Origin of the sequence: Pseudomonas qingdaonensis, from assembly GCF_018398475.1 — a bacterium.
Taxonomy (GTDB): domain Bacteria; phylum Pseudomonadota; class Gammaproteobacteria; order Pseudomonadales; family Pseudomonadaceae; genus Aquipseudomonas; species Aquipseudomonas palmensis.
This window is the reverse complement of record NZ_CP074676.1, coordinates 56632-82128: the sequence shown is the minus strand read 5'-3', so window position 1 is coordinate 82128 and position 25497 is coordinate 56632. Positions and strand designations below refer to the sequence as shown.

The following is a 25497-nucleotide window of genomic DNA, read 5'->3' as shown; positions in this document are numbered from 1 at the left end:
TGGCGAAGGGGCGCTACGCCTCGTCATCGATCCGCCGCGGCCCCAGCCGCCGCCCCCGGGTCACCAGCTCGACGAACTGGCGCGCACTGAGCGGGTGCGCGAACAACCAGCCCTGGCCATAGTTGACCCCCTCGCTGTTGAGCAGCAACGCCTGGTCCTCGTACTCGATACCCTCGGCGATCACCCGCAACTGCAGGGCGTGGGCCATGCGGATGATGTGCGGGGCCACGCCGCTGCTGGCCGCGTCGTGCCCCAGGGCATCGATGAACGCCTTGTCGATCTTCAGGCAGTCCACCGGCAAGGTCTGCAGGTAGGCCAGGCTGCAATAGCCGGTACCGAAGTCGTCGATCAGCACCTGGTGCCCCACCGCCCGCAATGCCTGCAGGTTGTCCCGCGCCACCACCACGTCGATCAGCCCGCGCTCGGTGACCTCGAAGGCGATCTGGCTGGCCGACACATGGTGCAAGGCCAGCAGGCGCGCCGCCACCCGGCCGATGCGCGGCACCATCACATCGCACGCCGCCAGGTTCACCGAGATATACAACTGGCGGTTGGCGCGCAGCAGCTGGCCCAGCTGTTCGAGCACACGCTGCAGCACGAAGTCGGTGATCTGGCGGATCTGCCCGGTGTTCTCCGCCAGCGGGATGAACAGGTCGGGGCTGGTCAGCGTGCCGTCGGGGCGACGCCAGCGCACCAGGGCCTCGGCGCCCACGCAGCGCCGGCTGGCCAGCTCGAAGATCGGCTGATACAGCACCTGCATTTCGCCACGGCGCAGCGCGCCCTGCAGCTCCGAGCTCATCGAACGGCTCTGGCGCACCAGCTGCAGCACCAGCCAGCCGATGCACCAGGCCAACAGCAGGCTGCCGGGGAACAGCAGCCAGAGCACGCCGTTCATCTTCAGCGACAGGCTTTCGCGCGGGGTGATCAGCACCAGCTGGTAGTCAGGCGATTTGGTGGGCATGCGGTATACCAGGCGATCGGGCAGTTCCATCAGGTCCACTCTGGGCGGTGGCGGCCACTGGTCGCCGGGCGGCCACGGCTGCTCCGGGCCCAGTACCGGCACGGCACGCGCGCCGTGGTCGAGCACCACCAGCAGGCTGCCACCGGGCGGCAGGTCGACCACGTCGGTCAGGTGCCCGCGCGACGTCGACACGCGAAAGTGCCCACGCCCCAGCACCAGTGCGGCGCGGTTGTCGTCGGGTTCGGTGGTGGTATTGAGCCAGTAGCTGTAGGTGGGGCCCTGGATGTCCGGTGCCCGCAGCGGGTCGAAGTTGCTGCTGCCCAGCCGGTTGGAGCACGACTGCGTGCCGTCGAGGTAAGTGGCCTCGAACACGAAGCGGTTGTCGAAGGTCACCTGCTGCAAGGCTGCCTGCATCGCACTGCTGCACCCGCGCAGGGGCTGTGCCTGAAGGGCGTCGACGCTTTCGCGCAGTTGGCCGAAGATCTGCTCCAGGCGTTCGAGAAAGCGCTCGCCCTTGGCGTTCATCTGCGCGCTTTCGCGCTGCTGCACCTGGTGCATGGCCACGCCGAGGCTGGCCAGCAGCAACAGGGTTGCACTCGCCGTGGCCGCAAGCGTGGCCAGCAGCCAGGGTCGATAGAGGAGGCGACGCAACGTGGCAAGGGCAGGCGACATCAAGAATCATCCCGTTGAATACCATGAGGTATAGCAACTGCCGGACGAATCAGCCTGCCCGTTGGGCGGTACCGCTCAGCGCTGGCTGTTCAGCACCTGCAGAATCGCGGCAGTCTGGGCATCCGGCTGGCCGTCGAACAGCTGTGGCCGAAAGCGCATCTGGAACGCTGCCAGTACATGCCGGGTGCTCACGTCCAGCTCGCCGGTCTGCTCGATGGCGTAGCCAAAGCGCGCCAGTTGCTGCTGGTACCAGGTGATGCTTGGCGGGTTGACGTCAAAGCGCGCGCGCTGCTGCGCCACCGCCTGAGCGTTGGGCCAGACGCCAAGGCCGGCGTCGGCCAGGCGTTTCCAGGGAAACATCGGGCCCGGGTCGAGCTTGCGCAGGGGCGCGATGTCGCTGTGGCCGATGATGTGTCGCGGCTGGATGCCGTTGCGCTGCACGATATCCTTGAGCAGTACGATCAGCGCCTGGATCTGCGCCTCGCTGTAGGGGTGCCACACGCGCCCGGTGGGGGTGTCGGTGAAGCCCGGGTTGACGATCTCGATGCCGATGGAAGTGGAGTTGAGCCAGGTCCGGCCCTCCCACTGGCTGTCGCCGGCATGCCAGGCGCGACGACTTTCATCCACCAGCTGATAGATGGTTGCCGGGTTGTCGCCGATCAGGTAATGGCTGCTGACCTCACCGTGGGTCAGCAGGGCCAGCGAGCGCTCGAGGTTGGCATTGGTGTAATGCAGCACCACGAACTGGATGCGGTTGTCCTGGTTGACCGAGGGGTGGCTACGGTCGATCTTCAGGCCGGTGGCGCAACCGGCCAATGTCAGCATCACAAGCGCGGTAAGGAAGGCTTTCATGGAAATGGGGCAGGGCCTGGGCAGTCGGTAATGCAATAGCATAACGTATCCTGCGCAAACCCGTTCACCCCTGTTCGACGCGGTTGCGACCCAGGTGCTTGGCGCGGTACAGCGCCTCGTCGGCGCGCTTGAGCACTGCGTCGCTGCGCTCGCCGGAGCGGAACGCGGTGATGCCGATGGACAGGGTGATGGTCACCCGTTCGCCCTTGAAGTGGAACGGGCAGGCTTCGATGGCGCCGCGCAGCGTCTCGGCCAGCTCGATACCGCTACCCAGCGCGGTCTGCGGCACCAGCAGGACGAACTCCTCGCCGCCGAAGCGGGCGATGAAATCGCGGCTGCGCAGACGCTTGCGCAGCTCGTTGGCAACGATCTTGAGCACCTTGTCGCCGGCCTGGTGGCCGTAGCTGTCGTTGATGCGCTTGAAGTGGTCGAGGTCGAGCATGGCCATCAGCAGGTGGCCGCCGTTTTCCTGCCAGGCGAGCATTTCCTGCTCCAGGCGCTCGGCCCAGGCGGCGCGGTTGGGCAAGCCGGTGAGCGGGTCGATCAGGGCCTTCTGGCGCTGTTCTTCAAGGTGCTCGCGGTAGCCCAGGGCTTCCTGCTCCATGCTCGCGACCCGCTCGGCCAGGCCTTGCAGGCGGCTGGCCAGTTCCTGCTCGCGCAGGTCACGCTGATGCTGGTGCTCGTCCATGGTGCCGAGCAGGCCCTCGAGGCGGTTCTCGAGGATGTGCTTGAGACTGTCGAGGTCGGCAGCGCCCTGCACGCTGCTTTGCAGGCCGTCGACCTGTTCGCGCAGCTGGGTATTGAGGTCGCGGGCGACGGAGCTGTTGTCGGCATGCCCTTCGCTGGCCTCCTGCAGGTGGCTCTGGAACGTCTCGAGGCGCTCGTTGAGCTGTTGCAGGTAGGCTTCGAATTCATGCTGGCCGCTGTCGGTGATGGCCAGCATCAGTACCGCCAGGTCATCCAGCACCGGCAGCAGCTCGTACCAGTTCAGCCCGTGCTCCAAGCGCTGACGCACCGCCAGGGCCTGGGGCTTGTGGCGTTCGGGCAGGGTCAGGTCGTCGAGCAAACCGAGCAGGGTCTGCTCGATATGGGTGGCGACGGAGCTATAGGAAGGCTCGGTTCCGTCGGGGAGGGCGTAGAGGAGTTCTTCGGGGGTGGGTTCGGGTGCACCATCGACTTCGACAGCGTCCGCTTGCTCGGTCAGCACCGGGGCAGGCGTGGGTGGCGGTGTGAGCGCTGGGGCCTCTTCGCCAGCAAGGCTGGCGCCTACAGTGTAGGAGCCGGCATTGCCGGCGATGGGCTGCGCAGCAGCCTCGGCGTCCTCTGTGTCGACCAAGGTTTGGGGCTCGGGCAACGGCTGCAGTTCATCCACATCCGCCGCAGCCGGCGCAGGCTGCTCATGCACAGGTTCGACCGCTGCTTGCGCCACCGGCTCCAGGGCCTGCGCCTCGGGTTGAGCGACCTGCGTCTCTTCTTCACGCCCGCCAAACAAGCGCTGCAGAAACCCCGGCTTGCTCGCCTCTTCTGGGTGCTCCAGCACCGCCAGCGCCTTGCCCTGCAAGCCACTGAGCTCGCTCAGCAGCAACGGCATCTCGCGTGACTGGCTGGCCCGCGCATCCAGCTGCTTGGCAAATTTCTTCAGCGGTCGGCTGACCTCGCTGGGCAACGGCAGCTTCTGCAACTGGGCCACCAGCGCGTTGAGCGCGGTGCCTACCTGGGCGATCCGGGTTTCACGGCGCTGCTCGGAATCGAGCACGGCCTTTTCCAGGCGCGGGATCAACCCGGCCAGGGCGGCGTCCATGTTGTCGGTACGGATGACCTCGCGCATTTCCTTCATGCACTGGTCTACCGCGCGGTCACTGCCTTCGGCCGCCAGGGTGCTGCGCACCAGGCCGCGGCGCAGCAGGTCGAGACGGGCGTCCCACCGGCGTTCGAGCTTTTCCTGCTGCTCGATGCTCTTGAGGTATTTTTCTTTCCAGCGTTGAGCTTCGTCGGTCATGCCAAGGTCCGCAGATAAGGGGACTAACGCAAGGCCGGAAGGGTATCGACAGTCAGGGCATCAGGCAAACGAATCTCGACCGCCACGGGGAGATGGTCGGAAATCGGCTGGGACAGCACCTCGACCCGTTCCAGGGTGAGGCTCGGGCTGAGCAGAATATGATCAAGGCAACGCTGTGGTCGCCAGCTGGGGAAGGTCGCTTCGACCTGCGGCGCAATCAGGCCCAGGTCGCGCAGCGGGGAGTGCTGCAGCAGGTCGGTGGCATGGGTGTTCATGTCGCCCATCAGCACCTGGTGACGATAGCCGCCGATCAGCTCGCGGATGTAGCCCAGTTGCAGGGCACGGGTTCGCGCGCCAAGCGCCAGGTGCATCATCACCACCACCAGCGCATCCTCGCCTTCACCGAACCGCACCAGGATCGCACCGCGGCCGGCCGGGCCGGGCAGCGGGTGGTCTTCGAGCAGTTGCGGCTTGAGGCGGCTGAGCACGCCGTTGCTGTGCTGGCCCAGGCGCCCGAGGTTGCGGTTGAGCTGCTGGTACCAGTAGGGGAAAGCACCCAGTTGCGCCAGGTGTTCAACCTGGTTGACGTAGCCCGAGCGCAGGCTGCCGCCGTCGGCTTCCTGCAGGGCCACCAGGTCGAAGTCGCCCAGCAGGTTGCCGATCTTCTGCAGGTTGCCGGCACGCCCCATGTGCGGCAGCAGGTGCTGCCAGCTGCGGGTCAGGTAGTGCCGGTAACGCTCGGTGCTGATGCCTACCTGGATATTGAAGCTGAGCAGACGCAAGCGACCGTCGGACGGTAGACCACTTGCATCGATATGGTGCTCGTTGACCTGCGGTTCGTGCAGGCCGACGAGGCGCTCGGATTTCCAGCGGCGCATAGTTTCGCCTCTTATTTGGCGGCGCGTTCCTTGGCAATCAGTTGGTCAGCAACGTTCAGTACGCCGTTCGGGCCACCTGCGGTGCCCAGGTCGAAGGTGTACTTGCCGTTGACGACCATGCTCGGAACGCCCTTAATGTTGTACTGCTTGGCAAGTTCCTTGGCCTGGTTGACCTGTCCCTTGATGGCGAACGAGTTGAAGGTGGCCAGGAACTTGTCCTTGTCCACACCCTGGGTGGCCAGGAAGTCGGCCATCTCTTCAGGCTTGGTCAGGTGCTTGCGCTGGTTCTGGATGGCATCGAACACGGCCGCATGCACCTTGTGCTCCACGCCCATGGCTTCCAGGGTCAGGAACATCTGCCCGTGGGCGTCCCATGGGCCGCCGAACATGGCGGGGATACGCTTGAAGTTCACGTCGTCAGGCAGCTTTTCGACCCACGGGTTGATCGTCGGTTCAAAGCTGTAGCAATGCGGGCAGCCATACCAGAACAGCTCGACCACTTCGATCTTGCCAGGCTGGGACACCGGTACCGGGTTGCTCAGCTCGACATATTCCTTGCCGGCGATCACAGGGTCTGCGGCCTGGACCGTCATACCGAAGGCGCTGGCGGCGACCAGCGCGGCGCCGAGAATCAGATTACGCATGCGTTACTCCTGAGCAGTGATGTGTCGCCTCGTCGCGACCTGGGTTCAGACAGGCCGGGGCAGGCCCGAGTTCGTTAGTGTAACGGCAGCGGGCACAAAAAAGGGTGGCCCGGGCCACCCTTTTCATTTTTGCGCCGCTGTATTAACCCAGCGTTAAAACGGGGCTCAGTGCAGGCCCTGGATGTAGCTGGACAACGCGTCGATGTCCTTGTTGCTCAGCTTGCTGGCGATGGTGCGCATGGTGGTGGCATCGCCATCGTTGGTGCGATTGCCTTCACGGAAGTCCGTCAGCTGCTTGGCCACGTAGCTTGCGTGCTGACCACCCAGGTGCGGGAAGCCGGCGGCGGCAATGCCTGCGCCGTTGGGCGAGTGGCAACCGGTGCAGGCCGGCAGGCCTTTTTCCAGATCACCGCCGTTGAACAGTGCGCGACCACGCTCGACCAGCGCCGGGTCGGCGGCGCCCACGCTGCCTTTCTGGCTGGCGAAATAGGCCGCGATATCGGCCAGGTCCTGATCGTTGAACGCGGCCAGCATGCCGGTCATTTCCAGCACGGTACGTTTGCCCGACTTGATGTCGTGCAGTTGCTTCTCCAGGTATTTCTCGCCCTGGCCGGCCAGTTTCGGGAAATTCGGCGCCATGCTGTTGCCGTCGGGGTTGTGACACGCGCCACATACAGCGGTTTTTGCCTGACCGGCAGCAGCATCCCCAACGATATTGCCGGCAGCGTTGGCAGCCCCGGTGATGCCTAAGGTCAACAGCAGACTCACGAATAGTTTGTTCATCAGCTAATCCAACTACGGCTAAGGGTGAAAGAGTTATGTATCGAGGCAACCTGTCTTGTTGACTCACCCGGTCAGGGTGGTCTGATCGTCCTCGTTACTGCAGTCCATGCACAAACCACGCGGCGGCATAGCCTTGAAACCCTGGGGAGCTGTTTCGACAGCCTCTGCGGTCCCTTATGTCAGGCGTGACTTCCACGCTGTAGGGATCCTGTGTAGCCTGAGCGCCGAATACGACCCTTTCAGGGTTGGGGCTGCACTGCGTCTACTGCGCAAGCTTGGTCAAGCAGCTCCCGTGCACATCCTCCTACGCTGGGATAATGCGCACACAAAAACTGGGGCATTATATACTCCCGTGCCTGAAACGGAAACGACACCGCTTGCCGAGACCCCCTCGAGCAACGCCCAATCGGAAATACCATGCAAGTCAAAAACCCCATCCTCGGACTCTGCCAGCAGGCCAAATTCGCCCTCAGTGCCGCCAAAGTCGACCAGTGCCCGGACGACGAAGGTTTCGAAGTGGCCTTTGCCGGCCGCTCCAACGCCGGCAAGTCCAGCGCCCTCAACACCCTGACCCACGCGAGCCTGGCGCGCACCTCGAAAACCCCGGGGCGTACCCAGCTGTTGAATTTCTTCAGTCTGGACGACGATCGGCGTCTGGTCGACCTGCCGGGCTACGGTTATGCAAAGGTGCCGATCCCGCTCAAGCAGCACTGGCAGCGCCACCTGGAGGCCTACCTGGGCAGCCGGGAGAGCCTCAAGGGCCTGATCCTGATGATGGACGTGCGCCATCCCATGACCGACTTCGACAAGATGATGCTCGACTGGGCCGTGGCCAGCGGCATGCCGATGCACATCCTGCTGACCAAGGCCGACAAGCTGACCTTCGGCGCGGCCAAGGGCACGCTGCTCAAGGTACAGGCCGAAATCCGCAAGGGGTGGGGCGACAGCGTGACCATCCAGCTGTTCTCGGCGCCCAAGCGCCAGGGGCTGGAAGAGGCCTACACGGTACTGGCTCGCTGGCTGCAACTGCCGGACAAGCCCGCAGAATAAGGGCTGCCCGGCAAATGCCGGGCAAAAAAAACCCCGGACTTCGTATGGGGAGGGGGAAGTTCGGGGTTCAAGTTCCGGACCGCTAGGGCGGGGTCCAGATATCTGCCAACACTTAACACAACATAGGAGCATCGAAGGGCTTCACCAGCCATTCAGTTACTCTGAGTCGTGGTTCACCGGTTTAGTTCCTCGGCGCGGGAAACTATTTTCCATAGGCCGAAAAAGCAGAAATTGCCGCGACCTTATGCCGCAGCAAATTTCTGTTTTTGGTAGGCGCCAAGCACGCTTTTCAGTGCGCCTCGTCCCAGTTCGCCCCCACGCCCACATCCACCACCAGAGGTACATCCAGCTGCGCGGCACCGCTCATGTGCACGCGAATCTCCTGCGCCACCTGTTCCACCAGGTCCTCGCGCACTTCCAGCACCAGTTCGTCGTGCACCTGCAGGATCACCCGGGCATCCAGCGCAGTGCTCGCCAGCCAGTTGTCCACCGTGACCATGGCGCGCTTGATGATGTCAGCTGCGGTGCCCTGCATCGGCGCGTTGATCGCGGTACGCTCGGCGCCAGCGCGCTCCTGCGGACGGTTGGAGTGAATGGTCGGCAGGTACAGGCGCCGCCCGAACAGCGTTTCCACGTAGCCCTGGTCGGCCGCCTGCTTGCGGGTGCGCTCCATGTAGTCGCGCACGCCCGGGTAGCGGGCAAAGTACACGTCGATGTAGGCCTTGGCCGTCTTGCTGTCGACGCCGATGTCCTTGCCCAGCTTCTTTGCACCCATGCCGTAGATCAGGCCGAAGTTGATCGCCTTGGCGCTGCGCCGCTGGTCGGAGGTCACGTCGCCAAGCTCCACCTTGAACACTTCGGCCGCGGTGGCAGTGTGCACGTCCAGGCCGTTGCGGAAGGCGCTGAGTAGGCCTTCGTCCTTGGCCAGGTGGGCCATGATGCGCAGCTCGATCTGCGAGTAGTCCGCCGCCAGCAATTTGTAGCCGGGCGCCGCGATGAAGGCCTGGCGAATGCGCCGGCCCTCGGCGGTACGCACCGGGATGTTCTGCAGGTTCGGGTCACTAGACGACAGGCGGCCGGTGGCAGCCACCGCCTGCTGGTAGGAAGTGTGGATACGCCCGGTACGCGGGTTGATCTGCTCGGGCAGGCGGTCGGTGTAGGTGCTCTTGAGCTTGCTCATGGAGCGGTACTGCATCAGCACCTTGGGCAGCGGGAAACCTTCCTCGGCCAGCGCCTCGAGGGCTTCTTCAGCCGTCGACGGCTGGCCCCTGGGGGTCTTCTTCAGTACCGGCAGGCCGAACTTGTCATAAAGGATGGCGCCCAGCTGCCTGGGCGAACCCAGGTTGAACGGCTCGCCCGCCAGCTCGATGGCTTCGCGCTCCAGCGCGTCCATCTTGTCGCCCAGCTCACCGCTCTGGATCTTGAGCAGGTCGGCATCCACCAGCGCGCCCTCGCGCTCGATACGCGCCAGCACCGGCACCAGCGGCATCTCGATATCGCTCAGCACACTGGCCAGGCTTGGCAGCGCCGCCAGCTCGGCGTGCAGCTTGTGGTGCAGGCGCAGGGTGATGTCGGCATCTTCGGCGGCGTAGGGGCCGGCCTTGTCCAGGTGGATCTGGTTGAAGGTCAGCTGCTTGGCACCCTTGCCGGCAATGTCGGTGAAGCCGATGGTGGTGTGGTCCAGGTACTTCTTGGCCAGGCTGTCCATGTCGTGGCGGGTGGCCGTGGAATTCAGCACATAGGATTCGAGCATGGTGTCGAAGGCCACCCCACGCACGGTAATGCCCGCGCAGTTGGCCAGGATGTTGATGTCGTACTTGGCGTGCTGCCCGACCTTGGCCTTGTTCGGGTCTTCCAGCAGCGGCTTGAGCGCGTTCAGCACCAGCTCGCGGTCCAGCTGCTGCGGAGCGCCTTCGTAGTCGTGTGCCAGCGGGATGTAGGCGGCCTCATGGGGCTTGACCGCAAACGACAGGCCGACCAGCTGGGCCTGCTGTGCATCGACCCCGGTGGTTTCGGTATCGAATGCGAACAGCTCGGCGTCCTTGAGCTTTTGCAGCCACACGTCGAAACGTGCCTTGTCCAGAATGGTTTCATAGGCGGCCTCGACAGGGGCTACCGGCTCGGCAACGGCCACCGGGGGCGCCTCGGCGTCGGGTGTGGCGGCAGGGGGCGGGGCGAGCTCCAGGCGCTTGTTCTCGCGCTGAACTTCGTCGATCCAGCCCTTGAACTCGAGTTCGGTGTACAGCTGCAGCAGCGTTTCGCGGTCAGGTTCGCCCAGGTGCAGGTCGTCCAGCCCGACCTCCAGCGGCACGTCGACCTTGATCGTGGCCAGCTGGTACGACAGGAACGCCAGCTCCTTGTGCTCCAGCAGCTTGGCCGGCAGGGTCTTGGCCCCGCGGATCGGCAGGCTCGGCACCAGGTCGAGATTCTCGTACAGCTCCTTGATACCGCCATTGACGCCCACCAGCAGGCCGACGGCGGTCTTCTCGCCCACGCCCTTGACCCCGGGGATGTTGTCGGATGAGTCGCCCATCAGCGCCAGCAGGTCGATGATCTGCTCGGGTGCGACGCCGAACTTCTCCTTCACGCCCTCGATGTCCATCGACGAGCCCGACATGGTATTGACCAGGGTAATGTGCGCATCCACCAGCTGGGCCATGTCCTTGTCACCGGTGGAGATCACCACCGGGCGGGTCGCCGCGGCGCTGCTGCGGGCCAGGGTGCCGATCACGTCGTCGGCCTCGACCCCCTCCACGCACAGCAGCGGGAAGCCCAGCGCCTTGACGCTGGCGTGCAGCGGCTCGATCTGCACACGCATGTCGTCGGGCATGCTCGGCCGGTTGGCCTTGTACTCGGCGTACATCTCGTCGCGAAAGGTGCCGCCCTTGGCGTCGAACACCACCGCGAAGGGGCTGTCCGGGTACTGCTTGCGCAGGCTCCTGAGCATGTTCAGCACACCCTTCACCGCGCCGGTGGGCATGCCCTTGGAGTTGGTCAGCGGTGGCAGCGCGTGGAACGCGCGGTACAGGTAGGACGAACCGTCCACCAGGACGAGGGGAGCTTGGCTCATGAGCAGAATCAACCTTTTCAACGGGCCCGGCGCTAGAATGTCCGGAACATTGACGACAAAGGGACAAGGTTATCATGCGTAGACTAAATCGCCTGTTGCTGCTCGGTGTGTTGGCTGCCGCTCCACTGGTAGCCAATGCGGCGGATGAAGCGCCTTCGGCCGATCCGGATGTAACCATTCGCACGGAAGGCGACAAGACCATCCAGGAATACCGCCAGAACGGTTTCCTGTATGCCATCAAGGTCACCCCCAAAGGGGGCAAGCCTTACTTTCTGGTGCGCGCAGACGGCTCGGAAGGCAACTTCATCCGTTCCGACCAACCCGACATGCTGATTCCTTCCTGGAAAATCTTCGAGTGGTAATGCGGGCCCCTACCATCCACCTGGCACTTCCTGTGGGAAGTGCCCGAATGAGCAGTTTTTGACCATGTCTGTCTTCACCCCACTGACCCGGCCCGAGCTGGAAACCTTTCTGGCGCCCTATGGACTGGGTCGCCTGCGGGACTTCCAGGGAATTGCCGCCGGCACCGAGAACAGCAACTTCTTCGTCAGCCTCGAACAGGGTGAGTTCGTGCTGACACTGGTCGAACGCGGGCCGATCCAGGACCTGCCGTTCTTCATCGAACTGCTCGACGTGCTGCACGAGGCCGACCTGCCGGTGCCCTATGCGCTGCGCACCCGCGACGGCGTGGCCCTGCGCGAGCTGGCCGGCAAGCCGGCGCTGCTGCAGCCGCGCCTGCCGGGCAAGCACATCAAGGTGGCGAACAACCAGCATTGCGTACAGGTGGGCGAACTGCTCGGCCACCTGCACACCGCGACCCAGCACAAGGTGCTGGAGCGCAAGACCGACCGTGGCCTGGACTGGATGCTGGCGACCGGCGCCGAACTGATGCCGCGCCTGAACCCGACGCAACAGGCGCTGCTGCAGGGCTGCCTGGACGAGATCGTCGCGCACCAGGGCCAGATCATGGCGCTGCCGCGGGCCAACCTGCACGCCGACCTGTTCCGCGACAACGCCTTGTTCGAAGGCACCCACCTGACCGGGCTGATCGATTTCTACAATGCGTGCTCCGGGCCGATGCTGTATGACCTGGCGATCACCCTGAACGACTGGTGCTGCGACGATGCCGGGCAGATCGACCCGCCGCGGGCGCGGGCGTTGCTGGGTGCGTATGCGGCGCTGCGCCCGTTCACCGCAGCCGAGGCACACCTGTGGCCGGTGATGTTGCGGGTGGCCTGCGTGCGGTTCTGGCTGTCGCGGCTGATTGCGGCCGAGTCGTTTGCCGGGATGGACGTGCTGATTCACGACCCGGCGGATTTCGAGGTGCGCCTGGCGGCGCGTCAGCAGGTGGACATCGCCCTGCCGTTCGCGTTGTAACTGAGCCACTCCAGGTAGGAGCCGGCCTTGCCGGCGGAGCCGTTGGGCTGCAGCGCAGCCCTTCGCCGGCAAGGCCGGCTCCTACAGATCGGTGGGTCAGAGCTTTTCCAGGCACCCCGCCAACCCATTGCCCAGGTTCTCCAGCAACCGCTCATAGCCATTGGCATCCGCTGGCATCGTGCCGCCCAGCGCATCCAGCTCGGCCAGCGTCACCGGCAACCCCGCTGTCAGCGTCTCGGCCAGCCGCGGGCGTAGCGGCGGCTCGCTGAATACACAGGTCTTGCCCACTTCCTGCAGGCGCTTGCGCATCGCGGCCACGTGCTGCGCGCCCGGCTGCACCTCCGCCGCCACGCTGAACACGCCGGTGTGCTTGAGCCCGTAGGCCGCCTCGAAGTAATCGAAGGCTTCATGAAAGACAAAGTACGGCTTGCCCGCAACAGCGCTCACCCGCGCCTTGAGCCGCGCATCCAAGGCATCCAGGCGCTCGCCGAATGCCTTGGCGTTGGCGGTGTAGCGCGCCTGGTTCTGCGGATCGGCCGCGCCCAGGTCCGCCGCCATCTTCGCCGCAATCACCCGCGCGTTCACCGACGACAACCACAGGTGCGCATCCAGGCTGCCTGGGCGGTGGTCATGGTCGTGCTCGTCGGCGTCTTGCGCGTGGGAATGGCTGTCCTCGCCGAAATGGCGCAAGGTCAGGCCCGGCAGGCTCTGAACCGCCACCGTCGGCTTGCTGCGGCTACCCAGCACACGGGGCAAAAAACCCTCCATGTCCGGGCCGATCCAGTACAGCAAGTCCACCTGGCCCACCTTGCGCACATCGGAAGGGCGCAAGGCGTAATGGTGCGGCGAAGCGCCCGGTGGCAGCAGCACATCCGGCGTACCGACACCGTCCTGCACCGCTGCGGCGATCAGCTGCAGCGGCTTGATGCTGGTCAGCACCTGAACCTCGGCCTGCGCCGGGGTCATCAACAGGCTGCTTGTGACAAAAGCGACAAAAAGGGCAAAAAATCGGGACACGATAGGCACTCATCGGGGCAGGAACGGGTAACATAATAACGTCTCTCAACAGAACCGTCGCTGCCCATGCCCAATACCCCGCTGGCCAACCGTCCCCACGACCACTCCCACTGCGTGCACAGCGCGCTGGCCGAGGCCGATGCGCTGTGCGCGCGTCAGGGCCTGCGCCTGACCGCCCTGCGCCGCCGCGTGCTGGAGCTGGTATGGCAAAGCCACAAGCCGCTGGGCGCCTACGACATCCTTGCCGTGCTCAGCGAGCAGGACGGCCGCCGCGCCGCACCGCCCACCGTGTACCGCGCACTGGATTTCCTGCTGGAAAACAGCCTGGTGCACCGCATTGCGTCGCTCAATGCCTTCATGGGCTGCAGCCACCCCGAGCATGCCCACCAGGGCCAGTTCCTGATCTGCCGCCAATGCCACGTGGCAATCGAACTGGAGCAAGCCTCCATCAGCGACGCCATCGTGGCCAGCGCCAATGATGTGGGTTTCAGTGTCGAGACCCAGACCGTCGAAGTGGTCGGTCTGTGCGGCACCTGCCGGAGCGCCTGATGAGCAACGCGTTGATCCGCCTCGAGCAGGTGGGCGTCACCTTCGGCGGCCAGGCCGTGCTCGACAGCATCGACCTGTGCGTGGAGCCCGGGCAGATCGTGACCCTGATCGGCCCCAACGGCGCCGGCAAGACCACCCTGGTGCGCGCCGTACTCGGCCTGCTGGCGCCGCATACCGGCAGCGTATGGCGCAAGCCGCGACTGCGCATCGGCTACATGCCGCAGAAGATCCAGGTGGACGCCACCTTGCCGCTGTCGGTACTGCGCTTTCTGCGCCTGGTGCCGGGCGTGGACCGCAAGACAGCACTGGCGGCCCTCAACGAAGTGGGCGCCGAACACGTCATCGACAGCCCCATCCAGACCGTGTCCGGCGGCGAGATGCAGCGGGTGCTGCTGGCCCGCGCGCTGCTGCGCAAGCCAGAACTGCTGGTGCTCGACGAGCCGGTACAGGGCGTCGACGTGGCCGGTCAGGCCGAGCTCTACAGCCTGATCACGCGCCTGCGCGACCGCTACGGCTGCGGCGTGCTGATGGTCTCCCACGACCTGCACCTGGTGATGAGCACCACCGATCAGGTGGTGTGCCTCAACCGCCACGTGTGCTGCTCGGGCCACCCGGAGCAGGTCAGCGGCGACCCGGCCTTCGTCGAGCTGTTCGGCAACAACGCGCCAAGCCTGGCGATCTACCACCATCATCACGACCACGCCCACGACCTGCACGGGTCGGTGGTCACCCCGGCCCCTGGCGGGCATGTGCACGGAGACCACTGCAAGCATGGCTGATTTTCTGTTGTATGCCCTGCTTGCAGGCCTGGCCCTGGCGCTGGTGGCGGGCCCGCTGGGCTCGTTCGTGGTGTGGCGGCGCATGGCGTATTTCGGCGACACGCTGTCCCACGCGGCGCTGCTGGGCGTGGCCCTGGGCTTCGTGCTGGACGTCAGCCCGACGCTGGCGGTGACCGTCGGCTGCCTGTTGCTGGCGCTGTTGCTGGTGACCCTGCAGCAGCGCCAGCCGCTGGCCTCCGACACCCTGCTGGGGATTCTCGCGCCGAGCACGCTGTCGCTGGGCCTGGTGGTGCTGAGCTTCATGCACGATGTGCGCATCGACCTGATGGCCTACCTGTTCGGCGACCTGCTGGCGATCAGCCCGGGCGACCTGGCGTGGATCCTGGGCGGCAGTGCGCTGGTCCTGTTGCTGATCGTGGCGCTGTGGCGCCCGCTGCTGGCGGTGACCGTGCACGAGGAACTGGCCCGGGTCGAAGGCCTGCCGGTGGCTGCGCTGCGCCTGGCGTTGATGCTGCTGATTGCGGTGGTGATCGCGGTGGCGATGAAGATCGTCGGCGTGCTGCTGATCACCTCGCTGCTGATCATCCCCGCCGCAGCCGCACAGCGGCATGCGCGCTCGCCGGAACAGATGGCCCTGGGCGCCAGCCTGATCGGCGTAGTGGCGGTGTGTGGCGGGCTGGCCCTGTCGTGGTTCAAGGACACCCCGGCCGGCCCATCCATCGTGGTGTGTGCGGCAGTGCTATTCTTGGTGAGCCTGGCGCTGCCCCGGCGCTGAGCGCGCAGCCCCATGGGCAGGGTGCGGCCGACAGGGTCGCGCCCTGCGACATTTTAATCGCCGCTACATCCTGAAGAGTTATTTTCGCGCCAGCGCGCTGGGTGTAGACTTGCTCGCTTTTTGCGCAAATAGAGAGTCGCAGGAATGAAGCCGTTCGCCTCCCGTTATCTGCTCCTTGCCGCGTTTTCCGTGTTGCTGGCCGCCTGTTCCAGCGCGCCGGTCGACCCGCCGCCGCCCGCGCAGCCCGATGCCTGGCAGCTGCTGGAGCAGAACATCGCCAGCAGCGAGCTGGCCACCGCCGAAGACCAGCTGGCCACCTTGCAGGCCCAGTCGCCGGACGATGCACGCCTCGAACCCATGCAGCGCCAGCTGGCCGAAGCCTACCTGCAACGCAGCCAGATCGTGCTGCAGAAGGGCGATGTGAATGCCGCAGCCACCGCGCTGGCACGTGCCCGTGCGCTGATGCCCAAGGCCCCGGCGCTGACCGGCGGCGTGAATGGTGCCATCACCCAGGCGCGCAAGGCCGAGCTGGACAAGGCCGAGGCCGCGCTCAAGGCGGCGGAAGCCAAGCCGCCGGCAAAAGTCATCGACCCCACGGCGCCGAGCACCGTAGTGGCGTTGAAAATCACGAAAATAGAAGAACTTCGCCGACAACTGGATGACATCGCCACCGATGTAGTGAATTACCAGTGTGACGTGGTGTTCCAGGTGCCGCGCCGTGATGACGCGCCGTGGCTACAGACCTTGCTGGCCAAGCGGGTAAGCAAGCGCGATGCGAGCTTCGCCTTGCAGCAGGCCCACGAGATTCATCGCAACCAGCCGGCGCAGGTGGTGCTTACGCCGCGGCGCGCCGAGTGATGTCGGCGGTGCCTTCTTCGCCGGCAAGGCCGGCTCCTGCAGGAGCCGGCCTTTTTGACTACGCCGGAATGGCCTTGGCGGCCGCTTCCCGCGACCACACCCGGTGCTTGGCAATCGCCGCGATCAACGCCTTGTAGGCCTTCTGATCGCTGCCCACCACCATGCCTTCATCCGCCTTGAGGCCCAGCTTGTCGAGCACGGCCTTGGCATCGCTGTCGGTACCCAGCGGCTTGAGGTGCTTGTAGGCCTCCAGCACGAAGTGCAGCGCCACGCCATCGCCGCTCAGGGCCTGCAGGCTGGCCTTGCCACCGGCGATCCATACCGCATCGAACACCACCGACGGCATGCCTTCCATCGAGGCATCCACCGCCAGGGTCTTGCCGGCAGCGGTCTTCACCGGCGCCGAGGTCGGCCCCAGCAGCACGCCCTGGGCGCTCTCGGCCTGCAACGCCTTCACCAGCGGGTCCACCAGCGTGGCATCCACGCCATCGGCCACCAGAATCGCCACCTTGCGCCCCTTGATGCCTTCTCCCAGCAGGTTCATCTGGCTCAGCGCCGGCGAAGCCTTGAGCGACTGTGGCTTGACGTCCACGGTGCCGGCCTTGGGCGCCGGCAGGCCAAGGTTCTGCGCTACCCGCGCCGCCAGCTTGAGGTCGATGTTGGCAAGAATCTCGTTCACCTCGCGGGCACGGATATGCTCGCGCTCCACCTTGCCCAGCTCGAAGCTGTAGGCACTGATGATGTGCTCCTGCTCGGTCGGGCTCATGCTCTGGAAGAACAGCCGCGCCTGGGAGAAGTGATCGCCGAACGAGGGGCTGCGCTGGCGCACCTTGTGCGCCTCGATGCGCTCGGGGTAGGTCTCGAAGCCGCCATCCTGCGCCGCCGGCGGGGTTTCCTTCGGCCAGCCGCCATCGATGGAGTTGGGCTCGTAGGAAGCCCGGCCCTTGTGCACGGTGGTACGGTGCTGGGCATCGCGCTGGCCGTTGTGGTTGGGTGCCACGGGCCGGTTGATCGGGATCTCGTGGAAGTTCGGGCCACCCAGGCGGCTGATCTGCGTGTCGGTGTAGGAGAACAGCCGGCCCTGCAGCAGCGGGTCGTTGGAAAAGTCGATGCCCGGCACGATATGACCGGGGCAGAACGCCACCTGCTCGATTTCGGCAAAGAAGTTGTCCGGGTTGCGGTTGAGCACCATCTTGCCAAGCGGCGTCACCGGTACCAGCTCTTCGGGGATGATCTTGGTCGGGTCGAGCAGGTCGAACTCGAACTTATGCTCGTCGGCCTCGGGCACGATCTGCACGCCCAGTTCCCATTCCGGGTAGTTGCCGGTCTCGATCGCTTCCCACAGGTCGCGGCGGTGATAGTCAGTGTCCTTGCCCGCCAGCTTCTGCGCCTCGTCCCACAACAGCGAATGCACACCCTGCTTGGGCTTCCAGTGGAACTTGACGAAACTGGCCACGCCTTCGGCGTTGATCAGGCGGAAGGTGTGCACGCCAAAGCCCTGCATGGTGCGCAGGCTTTTCGGTATCGCGCGGTCGGACATCGCCCAGATCACCATGTGCGCCGACTCGGGCACCAGCGAGACGAAGTCCCAGAAGGTGTCGTGGGCCGAACCGCCGGTGGGGATCTCGTTGTGCGGTTCGGGTTTGACCGCATGCACGAAGTCGGGAAACTTGATTGCGTCCTGAATGAAGAACACCGGCATGTTGTTGCCAACCAGGTCGAAGTTGCCCTCATCGGTAAAGAACTTGACGGCAAAGCCGCGCACGTCGCGCACCGTGTCACCCGAGCCACGCGGCCCCTGCACGGTGGAGAAGCGCACGAACACCGGGGTGATCTTGTCCGGGTCCTGCAAGAAGCCGGCCTTGGTCAGTGCGGCATGCGACTCGTAAGCCTGGAAGTAGCCATGCGCGCCGGTGCCGCGGGCATGCACGATGCGCTCGGGAATGCGCTCATGGTCGAAATGCGTGATCTTCTCGCGCATGATGAAGTCTTCAAGCAGCGAGGGGCCGCGGTCACCGGCCTTGAGGGTGTTCTGGTTGTCGGCAACCTTGACCCCCTGGTTGGTGCGCAGCGCCTGGCCGGTGGCATCGCTGCGAAACGGCTCCAGGCTCTGCAGCTTGGCGTTGGTGTTGGCCTTGTCGGGCGTCTGGGCGCCGGCGAGTTGACTTTCCTGGGGCGCATTCTTCTTGCTGGGCATGGGTCTGCAACTCCTCATCATCGTACGCGGGGCCCCTGGATGGGGCTCTTCAGGTAGTGACTGACAGGAGTGCCGGGCGTTCCTTTCGAATGACCAGCGAGCAACCACTGATCGCGTTATTCCTCAAGCGTTGGTCAAACACGAAATAAATGCTAAGAACCTATATACGAACAGGCTAAAATGCGCCCCCCGGCTAACAGCTGACCCTATTTCATGCGCCCCACAAGGTTCGCTACGTGATCGAGTTTCAACAAGTCCATAAAACCTACCGCGTCGCCGGTAGGGACATCCCCGCACTGCACCCGACCAGCCTGCGCGTCGAAGACGGCCAGGTGTTCGGTCTGATCGGCCATTCCGGTGCCGGCAAAAGTACCCTGCTGCGCCTGATCAACCGCCTCGAGGCCCCCAGCGGCGGCAAGATCATCGTCGACGGCGAAGACGTCACGGCGTTCAACGCCAACGACCTGCGCCGCTTTCGCCAGCAGGTCGGGATGATCTTCCAGCACTTCAACCTGCTGGCCTCCAAGACCGTGGCCGACAACGTGGCGCTGCCGCTGACCCTGGCCGGGCGCATGTCGCGCGCCGAGATCGACCAGCGCGTCGGCGAGCTGCTGGCCCGCGTAGGGCTGAGCGAGCATGCCAGGAAATACCCGGCACAGCTGTCCGGCGGCCAGAAGCAGCGCGTCGGCATCGCCCGCGCCCTGGCCACCAAGCCCAAGATCCTGCTGTGCGACGAAGCCACCAGCGCCCTGGACCCGCAAACCACCGCCTCGGTGCTGCAATTGCTGGCCGAGATCAACCGCGAGCTGAAGCTGACCATCGTGCTCATCACCCACGAGATGGACGTGATCCGCCGCGTGTGCGACCAGGTGGCAGTGATGGACGCCGGGCAGATCGTCGAACAGGGCCCGGTGGCGCAGGTGTTCCTGCACCCCAAGCACCCGACCACCAAGCGTTTCGTGCAGGAAGACGAGCAGGTCGACGAAAGCGAACAGCGCGACGATTTTGCCCATGTACCGGGGCGCATCGTGCGCCTGACCTTCCAGGGCGACGCCACCTATGCGCCGCTGCTGGGCACCGTGGCCCGTGAAACCGGGGTGGACTACAGCATCCTCGCCGGGCGTATCGACCGCATCAAGGACACCCCCTACGGTCAACTGACCCTGGCCATCACCGGTGGCGACATCGAGGCGGCATTTGCCCGCTTCATTGCGGCAGATGTTCATATGGAGGTACTGCGCTGATGGACGCCCTGAGTTTCTTTGCCAACATCGACTGGGCCGAAATCTGGCTGGCCACGATCGATACCATGATCATGCTGTTCGGCTCGCTGCTGTTCACCGTACTGCTTGGCCTGCCACTGGGCGTGCTGCTGTTTCTGTGCGGCCCGCGCCAGCTGTTCGAAGAAAAGCGTGTGTATGCGCTGCTGTCGCTGGTGGTCAACGTGCTGCGTTCGCTGCCGTTCATCATCCTGCTGATCGTGATGATCCCGTTCACCGTGCTCATCACCGGCACCTCGCTGGGCGTGGCCGGGGCCATCCCGCCACTGGTGGTCGGTGCCACGCCGTTCTTCGCGCGACTGGTGGAAACCGCCCTGCGCGAGGTCGACCGCGGCATCATCGAGGCCACCCAGTCGATGGGGGCCACCACGCGCCAGATCATCATGAACGCCCTGCTGCCCGAAGCGCGGCCGGGCATCTTCGCAGCCATCACCGTGACGGCCATCACCCTGGTGTCGTACACCGCGATGGCGGGTGTGGTGGGTGCCGGCGGGCTGGGTGACCTGGCCATCCGCTTCGGCTACCAGCGCTTCCAGACCGACGTGATGGTAGTCACCGTGGTACTGCTGCTGGTGCTGGTTCAAGTTCTGCAGAGTGTCGGCGACAAACTGGTTGTGCATTTTTCCCGTAAGTAACCAAGGGTCGGCCACGCCGACGCGCCGGGGGCCGGAACGGCCCTCACAAGGAGCGATTAGATGAAAAGACTGCTTGCTGCTGTTGCCGCCGTCGCGGCCTTCTCTGCCCACGCGGCCGAGACCCTGACCGTTGCCGCCACCCCGGTACCGCACGCCGAGATCCTCGAGTTCGTCAAACCGGCGCTGGCCAAGGAAGGCGTGGACCTGAAGGTGAAGGTGTTCACCGACTACGTCCAGCCCAACGTGCAGGTGGCCGAGAAGCGCCTGGATGCCAACTTCTTCCAGCACCAGCCGTACCTGGACGAGTTCAACAAGGCCAAGGGCACTCACCTGGTCAGCGTTGCCGGCGTGCACCTGGAGCCGCTGGGCGCCTATTCGAACAAGCTCAAGAAGCTCGACGAACTGCCATCGGGCGCCACCGTGGTCATCCCCAACGACGCCACCAACGGCGGCCGTGCCTTGCTGCTGCTGGACAAGGCTGGCGTGATCAAGCTCAAGGACAACACCAACATCCTGTCGACCGTGAAGGACATCACCGGTAACGACAAGGGCCTGAAATTCCGTGAGCTGGAAGCTGCCACCATTCCGCGCGTACTGACCCAGGTCGACCTGGCGCTGATCAACACCAACTATGCGCTGGAAGCCAAGCTCAACCCTGAAAAGGACGCCCTGGTCATCGAAGGCAGCGATTCGCCTTATGTGAACATCCTGGTGACCCGCGAGGACAACAAGGATTCGGACGCGGTGAAGAAGCTGGTAGCAGCACTGCACACGCCTGAAGTGAAGAAGTTCATCGAAGAGAAGTACAAGGGCGCGGTCAAGCCAGCGTTCTGATTCAGAAATGCCAAGGGCTGCTACGCAGCCCATCGCGGGTCAAGCCCGCTCCCACAAGTTCTCCACCGCCCTTGAAACCAGGGTTGTACCTGTGGGAGCGGGCTTGACCCGCGAAGCTTTCAGTCGCGCTTGACCAGCCCCGGCAACTGCGCCACCAGCTTCTGGTTGTTGAACGGCGCCCGAATGAACCCGCGCTGGGTACCATCCGGCCCGAGCAGCGCCAGGTTGCCACTGTGATCGACCGTGTAGTTCGGCTTGCTGGTATCGGCCGGAATGAACGGGATGCTCACCGCATTGGCCAGCTTCTGCGTATCCTCCAGCGACCCCGTCACCCCGCGAAAATCCTTGTCGAAGTAGCCCAGGTACGTCTTCAACTGCGCCGGTGTATCCCGGTTCGGGTCGACGCTCACCAGCACCACCTGCAGACGGTCCACCGCCTCCTTGGGCAGCTCGCTCTTGACCTGCCGCAGTTGCGCCAGCGTGGTCGGGCAGATGTCCGGGCAGAAGGTGTAGCCGAAGAACAGCAGCGACCACTTGCCCTTGAGCTGGTCCAGCACCACCGGCTGGCCGTTCTCGTCGGTCATCTGCAGCGCCGGCACCTGGCGGCTCTTCGGCAGCAGGATGATCCCGGCATCGATCAGCGCCGTGGGGTCGCCCTGGCTGCGATTGCTCAGCACCTTGTTGATGGTAAGCCCGAGAATCAGTGCGACCAGGGCAACGAGGATGAAAACGGTTTTCTGGGTTCGAGTCATAGGTTCAACAGTAGGTAATGGTCAACAAGCAGCGCGATGAACAGCAGGAACAGGTACGCGATAGAGTACTTGAAGGTCCTGATCGCCGCGTGCGGCCGACTGCCACGGTACAACACCCAGGCCCAGTGCAGGAAGCGCCCGCCCAGCACCACGGCGCAAGCCAGGTACAGCGGCCCGCTCATGTGGATCACGTAAGGCAACAGGCTCACCGCCAGCAGGGCGGCGGTGTACAGCAGAATGTGCAGCTTGGTGTAGTGCTCGCCGTGGGTCACCGGCAGCATCGGGATATCGGCCTTGGCGTACTCCTCCTTGCGATGGATGGCCAGGGCCCAGAAGTGCGGCGGGGTCCAGGCGAAAATGATCAGCACCAGCAACAGGGGCTCGGCGCCCACATGCCCGGTCACCGCCACCCAGCCCAGCAGCGGCGGCGCCGCCCCGGCCAGCCCGCCGATCACGATGTTCTGCGGCGTGGCCCGCTTGAGAAAGCCGGTGTAGAGCACCGCATAGCCCAGCAGCGAGGCCAGGGTCAGCCAGGCGGTCAGTGCGTTGGTGAAGCTCAGCAGCAGCACCATGCCCAGCACCGCCAGCAGCAAGGCGAACGCCAGCGCCGCCAGCGGTGCGACGCGCCCCTCGGCCAGCGGCCGCTTGTGGGTGCGCGCCATCAGTGCGTCGATGCGCCGGTCCACCACATGGTTGACCGCCGCCGCTGCGCCCGCACACAGGCCGATGCCCAGGTTGCCGAACACCAGCACCGTCCATGGCACGCCCGCGCGGGTGGCCAGGAACATCCCCACCAGCGAGGTGATGAGCATCAGCACCACCACCTTGGGCTTGGTCAGCTCCAGGTAGTCGCGCCACAGCGCCTGCTGGCGCGCGGGGTTCAGAAGCGTTGCCATGGGTTCTCTCTCAGATAATGCATCACGCCCACCGGGCGCAGCGGCGTCAGGCGCCAGCCCTGGCTGACCCTGCGCGCCTTGGGCTGCGTAGCCAGGCGCGTGCGGTAGTTGACCAGCACCAGCGTCAGCAGCAGCGCCGCGCCACCGGCGTTGTGCGCCACCGCCACCGCCAGCGGCAGCCCGAATGCCACATTGCTGATGCCCAGCCCCACCTGCACCGCCAGCGCCAGCAGCACCAGCCTGGCCAGGCGCCGCAGGCCGATAGCGTGCAGCTGCCAGGCCAGGGTCAGCAACACCAGCGTGACCAGCAGCGCCCCCAGGCGGTGGGTGATATGGATGGCGGTGCGCGCCTCGCTGTCGAGCTGTCCGCCCAGGTAGTTGGGGCCGATGTGCTGGGTGAGGTGAAAGCCGTTGGCAAAATCCGCCTCGGGCCACCACTGGCCGTGACAGGTCGGCAGGTCGACGCAGGCCACCGCGGCATAGTTGGCGCTCACCCAGCCGCCCAGGGCGACTTGCCCGATCACCAGCAGCAACGCCAGTGCCGCCAGGCGCCTTAGCCGCAGCGGCAGGCCGGGCAGGGGCATGAACGCGCGCGACAGGCGCAGGCTCAGCAGAAACAGCAGGCTCAGGGTGGCAAAGCCGCCCAGCAAGTGCGCCGTGACCACCTGCGGCCACAGCTTGAGGGTGACCGTCCACATGCCGAACGCGGCCTGGAAGAACACCACCGCCAACAGCAGCAGCGGCAGGCGGTACGGCTGGCCGTTGTGCCCATGCCGACGCAGCGCCTGCACCGCCAGCATGGCGATCACCAGCGCCAGGGTGCCGGCAAAATAACGGTGCACCATCTCGTTGCGGCCCTTGTGGGCCTCGACCGGCGTGTCCGGGTAGTGGCGTTCGGCATGTGCCAGTTGCGCCTCGGTCTTGGGCACGCTGATGAAGCCGTAGCAGCCCGGCCAGTCGGGGCAGCCCAGGCCGGCGTGGGTCAGGCGGGTATAGGCCCCCAGCAGCACCACCACCAGCGCGAGGAAGGTGGCGAACACGGCGAGGCGGTATCCGGGTCTGGCCATGGTGCGTGCCTCCTAGCCGATGTTGGACAGCTTGAGCAGATGGCGCAGGTCGTTGAGCAGGTCCTTGCCCTTGACCCGTGCGTCGTAGCGCAACACCAGGTTGCCGTGGGGGTCGACGATCCACAGCTGCGCGCCCTTCAGGCTCCCGGCGGCCCTGCTGTACTGCGCCAGCTCCAGCGCATAGCGCTGCAGTTGCGGGTACTCGCGCGCAAGCCTGGCCTGATACGCCTCGCTCAGCGGTTGCCCGGCGGCCAGCGCGTGGCTGGCACGGGCGGCGTCGCGGCCAAGGCCGATCTGTACCTGGCGCGCCAGGTACACAAGTTGCTGGCAGTCTGCGTCACAGTCACCAGGGGTGCTGACCAGCAGTTGCCAGCGCGCCTCGTCGGTCGAGACCCCCAGCTCGGCGCGGCCCTGGCCGTTGCCGATCAGTTCGCCGTGGTAGCTGCGGCTTTCCGGCACCCAGAACTGCAGCTTGTACATGCCGGTGGCGAGCATCATCGGCCCCACCACCACCAGCAGGATCAGAATCAGCTGCAACCGCCCGCGCCAACGACGGCGCGGCACTTCAGACGTGCCGGATGGATGCATGACGGCGCCCATGGTGGTTCTCCTTGTCGTTGTGCCAGCCGAAATAGAGGTACAGCGCAACCAGCGCCGCGGCCAGGGCAAACCATTGCACGGCGTAGCCCAGGTGCTTCTCGGGGCCCATCGCCACCACCGGCCAGTCCAGCCGGTAGCTGGCCGGGCCCGGTTCCAGGCGCAGTTCATGGGCAAAGCCCTCGCGGCCCAGCTGCGGCCACAGCTGCGCGGCATCCACCGCCGTGAGCAGGTGCGGCCAGCGGCCCCCTTGCGGGTCGGCGTGCAACTGGAAGGTGCTGCCCGGCGCCACATATACCCAGGCCTGCAGGGCAAGCGGTGTCTCGGGGGTGCTGAACTGCACCGCCACACGCCGGTCGGGCCAGGGCAGCCAGCCGCGATTGACCAGCAGCCACAGGCCGCTGGCCTGGTCGTGAAAGGGTTGCAGCAGCTCGACCCCGGCCTGGCCGTCGCGCAGGCGGTTGTCGAGCAGCACACTGTGGGTGCGGTCGAAACGGCCATACAGGTGCACCCGGCGATAGGCCGGGTCGCTCGCCTGCGCCAACTGCTCGCTGGCCAGGGGCGCTGCCACCCGGCGCTCTGCATAGGTGGTCAGCAACTCGCGCTTTTCGGCGGCGCGCCCCAACTGCCAGCAGCCCAGCGCAATCAGCCCCGGCAGCAGCAACATCACCACCAGGGTCGGCACCCGGCCGGGGCGGAACGGCCTCATCGGGGCCCCACAACGGCTGTCGCTATACTTGTTGTAGTCATCGCATCCCCCGGAGTACCGCCATGCTCAAAGCCGCGATTGTCCTGATGCTGCTGGCGACCGTGATCAGCCTGTTCAGCGGCCTGTTCTTTCTGGTCAAGGACGATGACAACTCGACCCGCCTGCTCACCGCCCTGAAAATCCGTGTCAGCCTGGCCGCCATCACCCTGGCGCTGGTCGCCTGGGGTTTCTACAGCGGCCAACTGGTGTCCCACGCGCCGTTCTAG

Annotated in this window: 25 protein-coding genes; 11 read left to right on the top strand and 14 right to left on the bottom strand. The window is 65.2% G+C overall.

Translation table 11 applies throughout. The annotated features are described in order from the left end of the window. Positions 1-13: 13 nt before the first annotated feature. From KH389_RS00400 to KH389_RS00375, 6 genes are all read right to left on the bottom strand, one after another. Entirely contained in the window at positions 14-1633 is a 1620-nt protein-coding gene (locus tag KH389_RS00400; protein ID WP_043862304.1) for an EAL domain-containing protein, read from the bottom strand. A gap of 75 nt (positions 1634-1708) precedes the next feature. After that, positions 1709-2485: an N-acetylmuramoyl-L-alanine amidase gene (locus tag KH389_RS00395; RefSeq protein ID WP_043862303.1), complete on the bottom strand. Its 777-nt coding sequence runs from the start codon at positions 2483-2485 to the stop codon at positions 1709-1711. A gap of 64 nt (positions 2486-2549) precedes the next feature. After that, on the bottom strand, positions 2550-4484 hold the full coding sequence (locus KH389_RS00390) for a GGDEF domain-containing protein (RefSeq protein WP_213606662.1): 1935 nt from the start codon (positions 4482-4484) through the stop codon (positions 2550-2552). A gap of 23 nt (positions 4485-4507) precedes the next feature. Further along, a complete protein-coding gene (locus KH389_RS00385; protein ID WP_043862301.1) occupies positions 4508-5362 on the bottom strand; it encodes an endonuclease/exonuclease/phosphatase family protein in 855 nt (284 codons plus the stop codon). Between the two features lie 11 nt (positions 5363-5373). Continuing rightward, entirely contained in the window at positions 5374-6006 is a 633-nt protein-coding gene (gene dsbA / locus KH389_RS00380; RefSeq protein ID WP_043862300.1) for a thiol:disulfide interchange protein DsbA, read from the bottom strand. Positions 6007-6171: 165 nt separating this feature from the next. Then, the gene (locus KH389_RS00375) at positions 6172-6789 is read right to left on the bottom strand and encodes a c-type cytochrome (protein WP_043862299.1); all 618 of its coding nucleotides are present in this window, start codon (positions 6787-6789) and stop codon (positions 6172-6174) included. Positions 6790-7206: 417 nt separating this feature from the next. Here KH389_RS00375 and yihA point away from each other — a divergent pair, with 417 nt between their 5' ends. After that, positions 7207-7839: a ribosome biogenesis GTP-binding protein YihA/YsxC gene (yihA, locus tag KH389_RS00370; RefSeq protein WP_054916024.1), complete on the top strand. Its 633-nt coding sequence runs from the start codon at positions 7207-7209 to the stop codon at positions 7837-7839. Positions 7840-8128: 289 nt separating this feature from the next. Here the strand turns inward: yihA and polA are convergent, their stop codons facing one another. Beyond that, the gene (gene polA, locus KH389_RS00365; protein ID WP_213606660.1) at positions 8129-10909 is read right to left on the bottom strand and encodes a DNA polymerase I; all 2781 of its coding nucleotides are present in this window, start codon (positions 10907-10909) and stop codon (positions 8129-8131) included. 74 nt (positions 10910-10983) lie between these two features. On the opposite strand from polA, the gene KH389_RS00360 reads away from it, so the two are divergent. Together KH389_RS00360 and KH389_RS00355 are read left to right on the top strand one after the other, a co-directional pair. Further along, complete coding sequence (locus KH389_RS00360) at positions 10984-11271, top strand: DUF2782 domain-containing protein (RefSeq protein ID WP_043862296.1); 288 nt, start codon at positions 10984-10986, stop codon at positions 11269-11271. A 64-nt stretch (positions 11272-11335) separates the two neighbouring features. Then, positions 11336-12286, top strand: coding sequence for a homoserine kinase (locus KH389_RS00355; protein WP_043862339.1), 951 nt, complete (start codon positions 11336-11338; stop codon positions 12284-12286). Between the two features lie 96 nt (positions 12287-12382). Here KH389_RS00355 and KH389_RS00350 read toward each other — a convergent pair whose 3' ends face one another. Continuing rightward, a complete protein-coding gene (locus KH389_RS00350; protein ID WP_088514213.1) occupies positions 12383-13303 on the bottom strand; it encodes a zinc ABC transporter substrate-binding protein in 921 nt (306 codons plus the stop codon). 66 nt (positions 13304-13369) lie between these two features. Here KH389_RS00350 and zur point away from each other — a divergent pair, with 66 nt between their 5' ends. From zur to KH389_RS00330, 4 genes are all read left to right on the top strand, one after another. Beyond that, the gene (gene zur, locus KH389_RS00345; protein ID WP_043862294.1) at positions 13370-13852 is read left to right on the top strand and encodes a zinc uptake transcriptional repressor Zur; all 483 of its coding nucleotides are present in this window, start codon (positions 13370-13372) and stop codon (positions 13850-13852) included. Further along, positions 13852-14631, top strand: coding sequence for a zinc ABC transporter ATP-binding protein ZnuC (gene znuC, locus KH389_RS00340; protein ID WP_043862293.1), 780 nt, complete (start codon positions 13852-13854; stop codon positions 14629-14631). Before zur ends, znuC begins: the two co-directional genes overlap by 1 nt. Beyond that, the gene (gene znuB / locus KH389_RS00335) at positions 14624-15406 is read left to right on the top strand and encodes a zinc ABC transporter permease subunit ZnuB (protein ID WP_043862292.1); all 783 of its coding nucleotides are present in this window, start codon (positions 14624-14626) and stop codon (positions 15404-15406) included. Before znuC ends, znuB begins: the two co-directional genes overlap by 8 nt. 144 nt (positions 15407-15550) lie before the next feature. Then, on the top strand, positions 15551-16264 hold the full coding sequence (locus KH389_RS00330) for a PA5502 family lipoprotein (RefSeq protein ID WP_043862291.1): 714 nt from the start codon (positions 15551-15553) through the stop codon (positions 16262-16264). Positions 16265-16322: 58 nt separating this feature from the next. Here the strand turns inward: KH389_RS00330 and katE are convergent, their stop codons facing one another. After that, on the bottom strand, positions 16323-18461 hold the full coding sequence (katE, locus tag KH389_RS00325; RefSeq protein ID WP_043862290.1) for a catalase HPII: 2139 nt from the start codon (positions 18459-18461) through the stop codon (positions 16323-16325). A 236-nt stretch (positions 18462-18697) separates the two neighbouring features. Here katE and KH389_RS00320 point away from each other — a divergent pair, with 236 nt between their 5' ends. Genes KH389_RS00320 through KH389_RS00310 form a run of 3 tightly spaced genes read left to right on the top strand, consistent with a single transcriptional unit; the run spans position 18698 to position 21210 of the window. Beyond that, positions 18698-19705: a methionine ABC transporter ATP-binding protein gene (locus tag KH389_RS00320; RefSeq protein ID WP_054916029.1), complete on the top strand. Its 1008-nt coding sequence runs from the start codon at positions 18698-18700 to the stop codon at positions 19703-19705. Next, entirely contained in the window at positions 19705-20376 is a 672-nt protein-coding gene (locus KH389_RS00315) for a methionine ABC transporter permease (protein ID WP_043862288.1), read from the top strand. Before KH389_RS00320 ends, KH389_RS00315 begins: the two co-directional genes overlap by 1 nt. Positions 20377-20436: 60 nt before the next feature. Next, positions 20437-21210, top strand: coding sequence for a MetQ/NlpA family ABC transporter substrate-binding protein (locus tag KH389_RS00310; RefSeq protein WP_043862287.1), 774 nt, complete (start codon positions 20437-20439; stop codon positions 21208-21210). 119 nt (positions 21211-21329) lie between these two features. Here the strand turns inward: KH389_RS00310 and KH389_RS00305 are convergent, their stop codons facing one another. The 5 genes from KH389_RS00305 to KH389_RS00285 are packed head-to-tail and all read right to left on the bottom strand — an operon-like array spanning position 21330 to position 25231. After that, positions 21330-21962 carry an SCO family protein gene (locus KH389_RS00305; RefSeq protein WP_213606657.1) on the bottom strand — a complete coding sequence of 211 codons (633 nt, stop codon included), beginning with the start codon at positions 21960-21962 and terminating at the stop codon, positions 21330-21332. Continuing rightward, positions 21959-22858 (bottom strand): heme o synthase, encoded by a 900-nt coding sequence (gene cyoE, locus KH389_RS00300; RefSeq protein ID WP_043862285.1) that lies wholly within the window; start codon positions 22856-22858, stop codon positions 21959-21961. The genes KH389_RS00305 and cyoE overlap by 4 nt, the downstream gene beginning before the upstream one ends. Further along, positions 22843-23925 carry a COX15/CtaA family protein gene (locus tag KH389_RS00295; RefSeq protein WP_213606655.1) on the bottom strand — a complete coding sequence of 361 codons (1083 nt, stop codon included), beginning with the start codon at positions 23923-23925 and terminating at the stop codon, positions 22843-22845. Before KH389_RS00295 ends, cyoE begins: the two co-directional genes overlap by 16 nt. Before the next feature lie 12 nt (positions 23926-23937). Further along, entirely contained in the window at positions 23938-24525 is a 588-nt protein-coding gene (locus tag KH389_RS00290) for a hypothetical protein (protein ID WP_078481277.1), read from the bottom strand. Next, on the bottom strand, positions 24491-25231 hold the full coding sequence (locus KH389_RS00285) for an SURF1 family protein (RefSeq protein ID WP_100634937.1): 741 nt from the start codon (positions 25229-25231) through the stop codon (positions 24491-24493). Before KH389_RS00285 ends, KH389_RS00290 begins: the two co-directional genes overlap by 35 nt. A 62-nt stretch (positions 25232-25293) precedes the next feature. Here KH389_RS00285 and KH389_RS00280 point away from each other — a divergent pair, with 62 nt between their 5' ends. Then, positions 25294-25497 (top strand): twin transmembrane helix small protein, encoded by a 204-nt coding sequence (locus KH389_RS00280; protein WP_043862281.1) that lies wholly within the window; start codon positions 25294-25296, stop codon positions 25495-25497.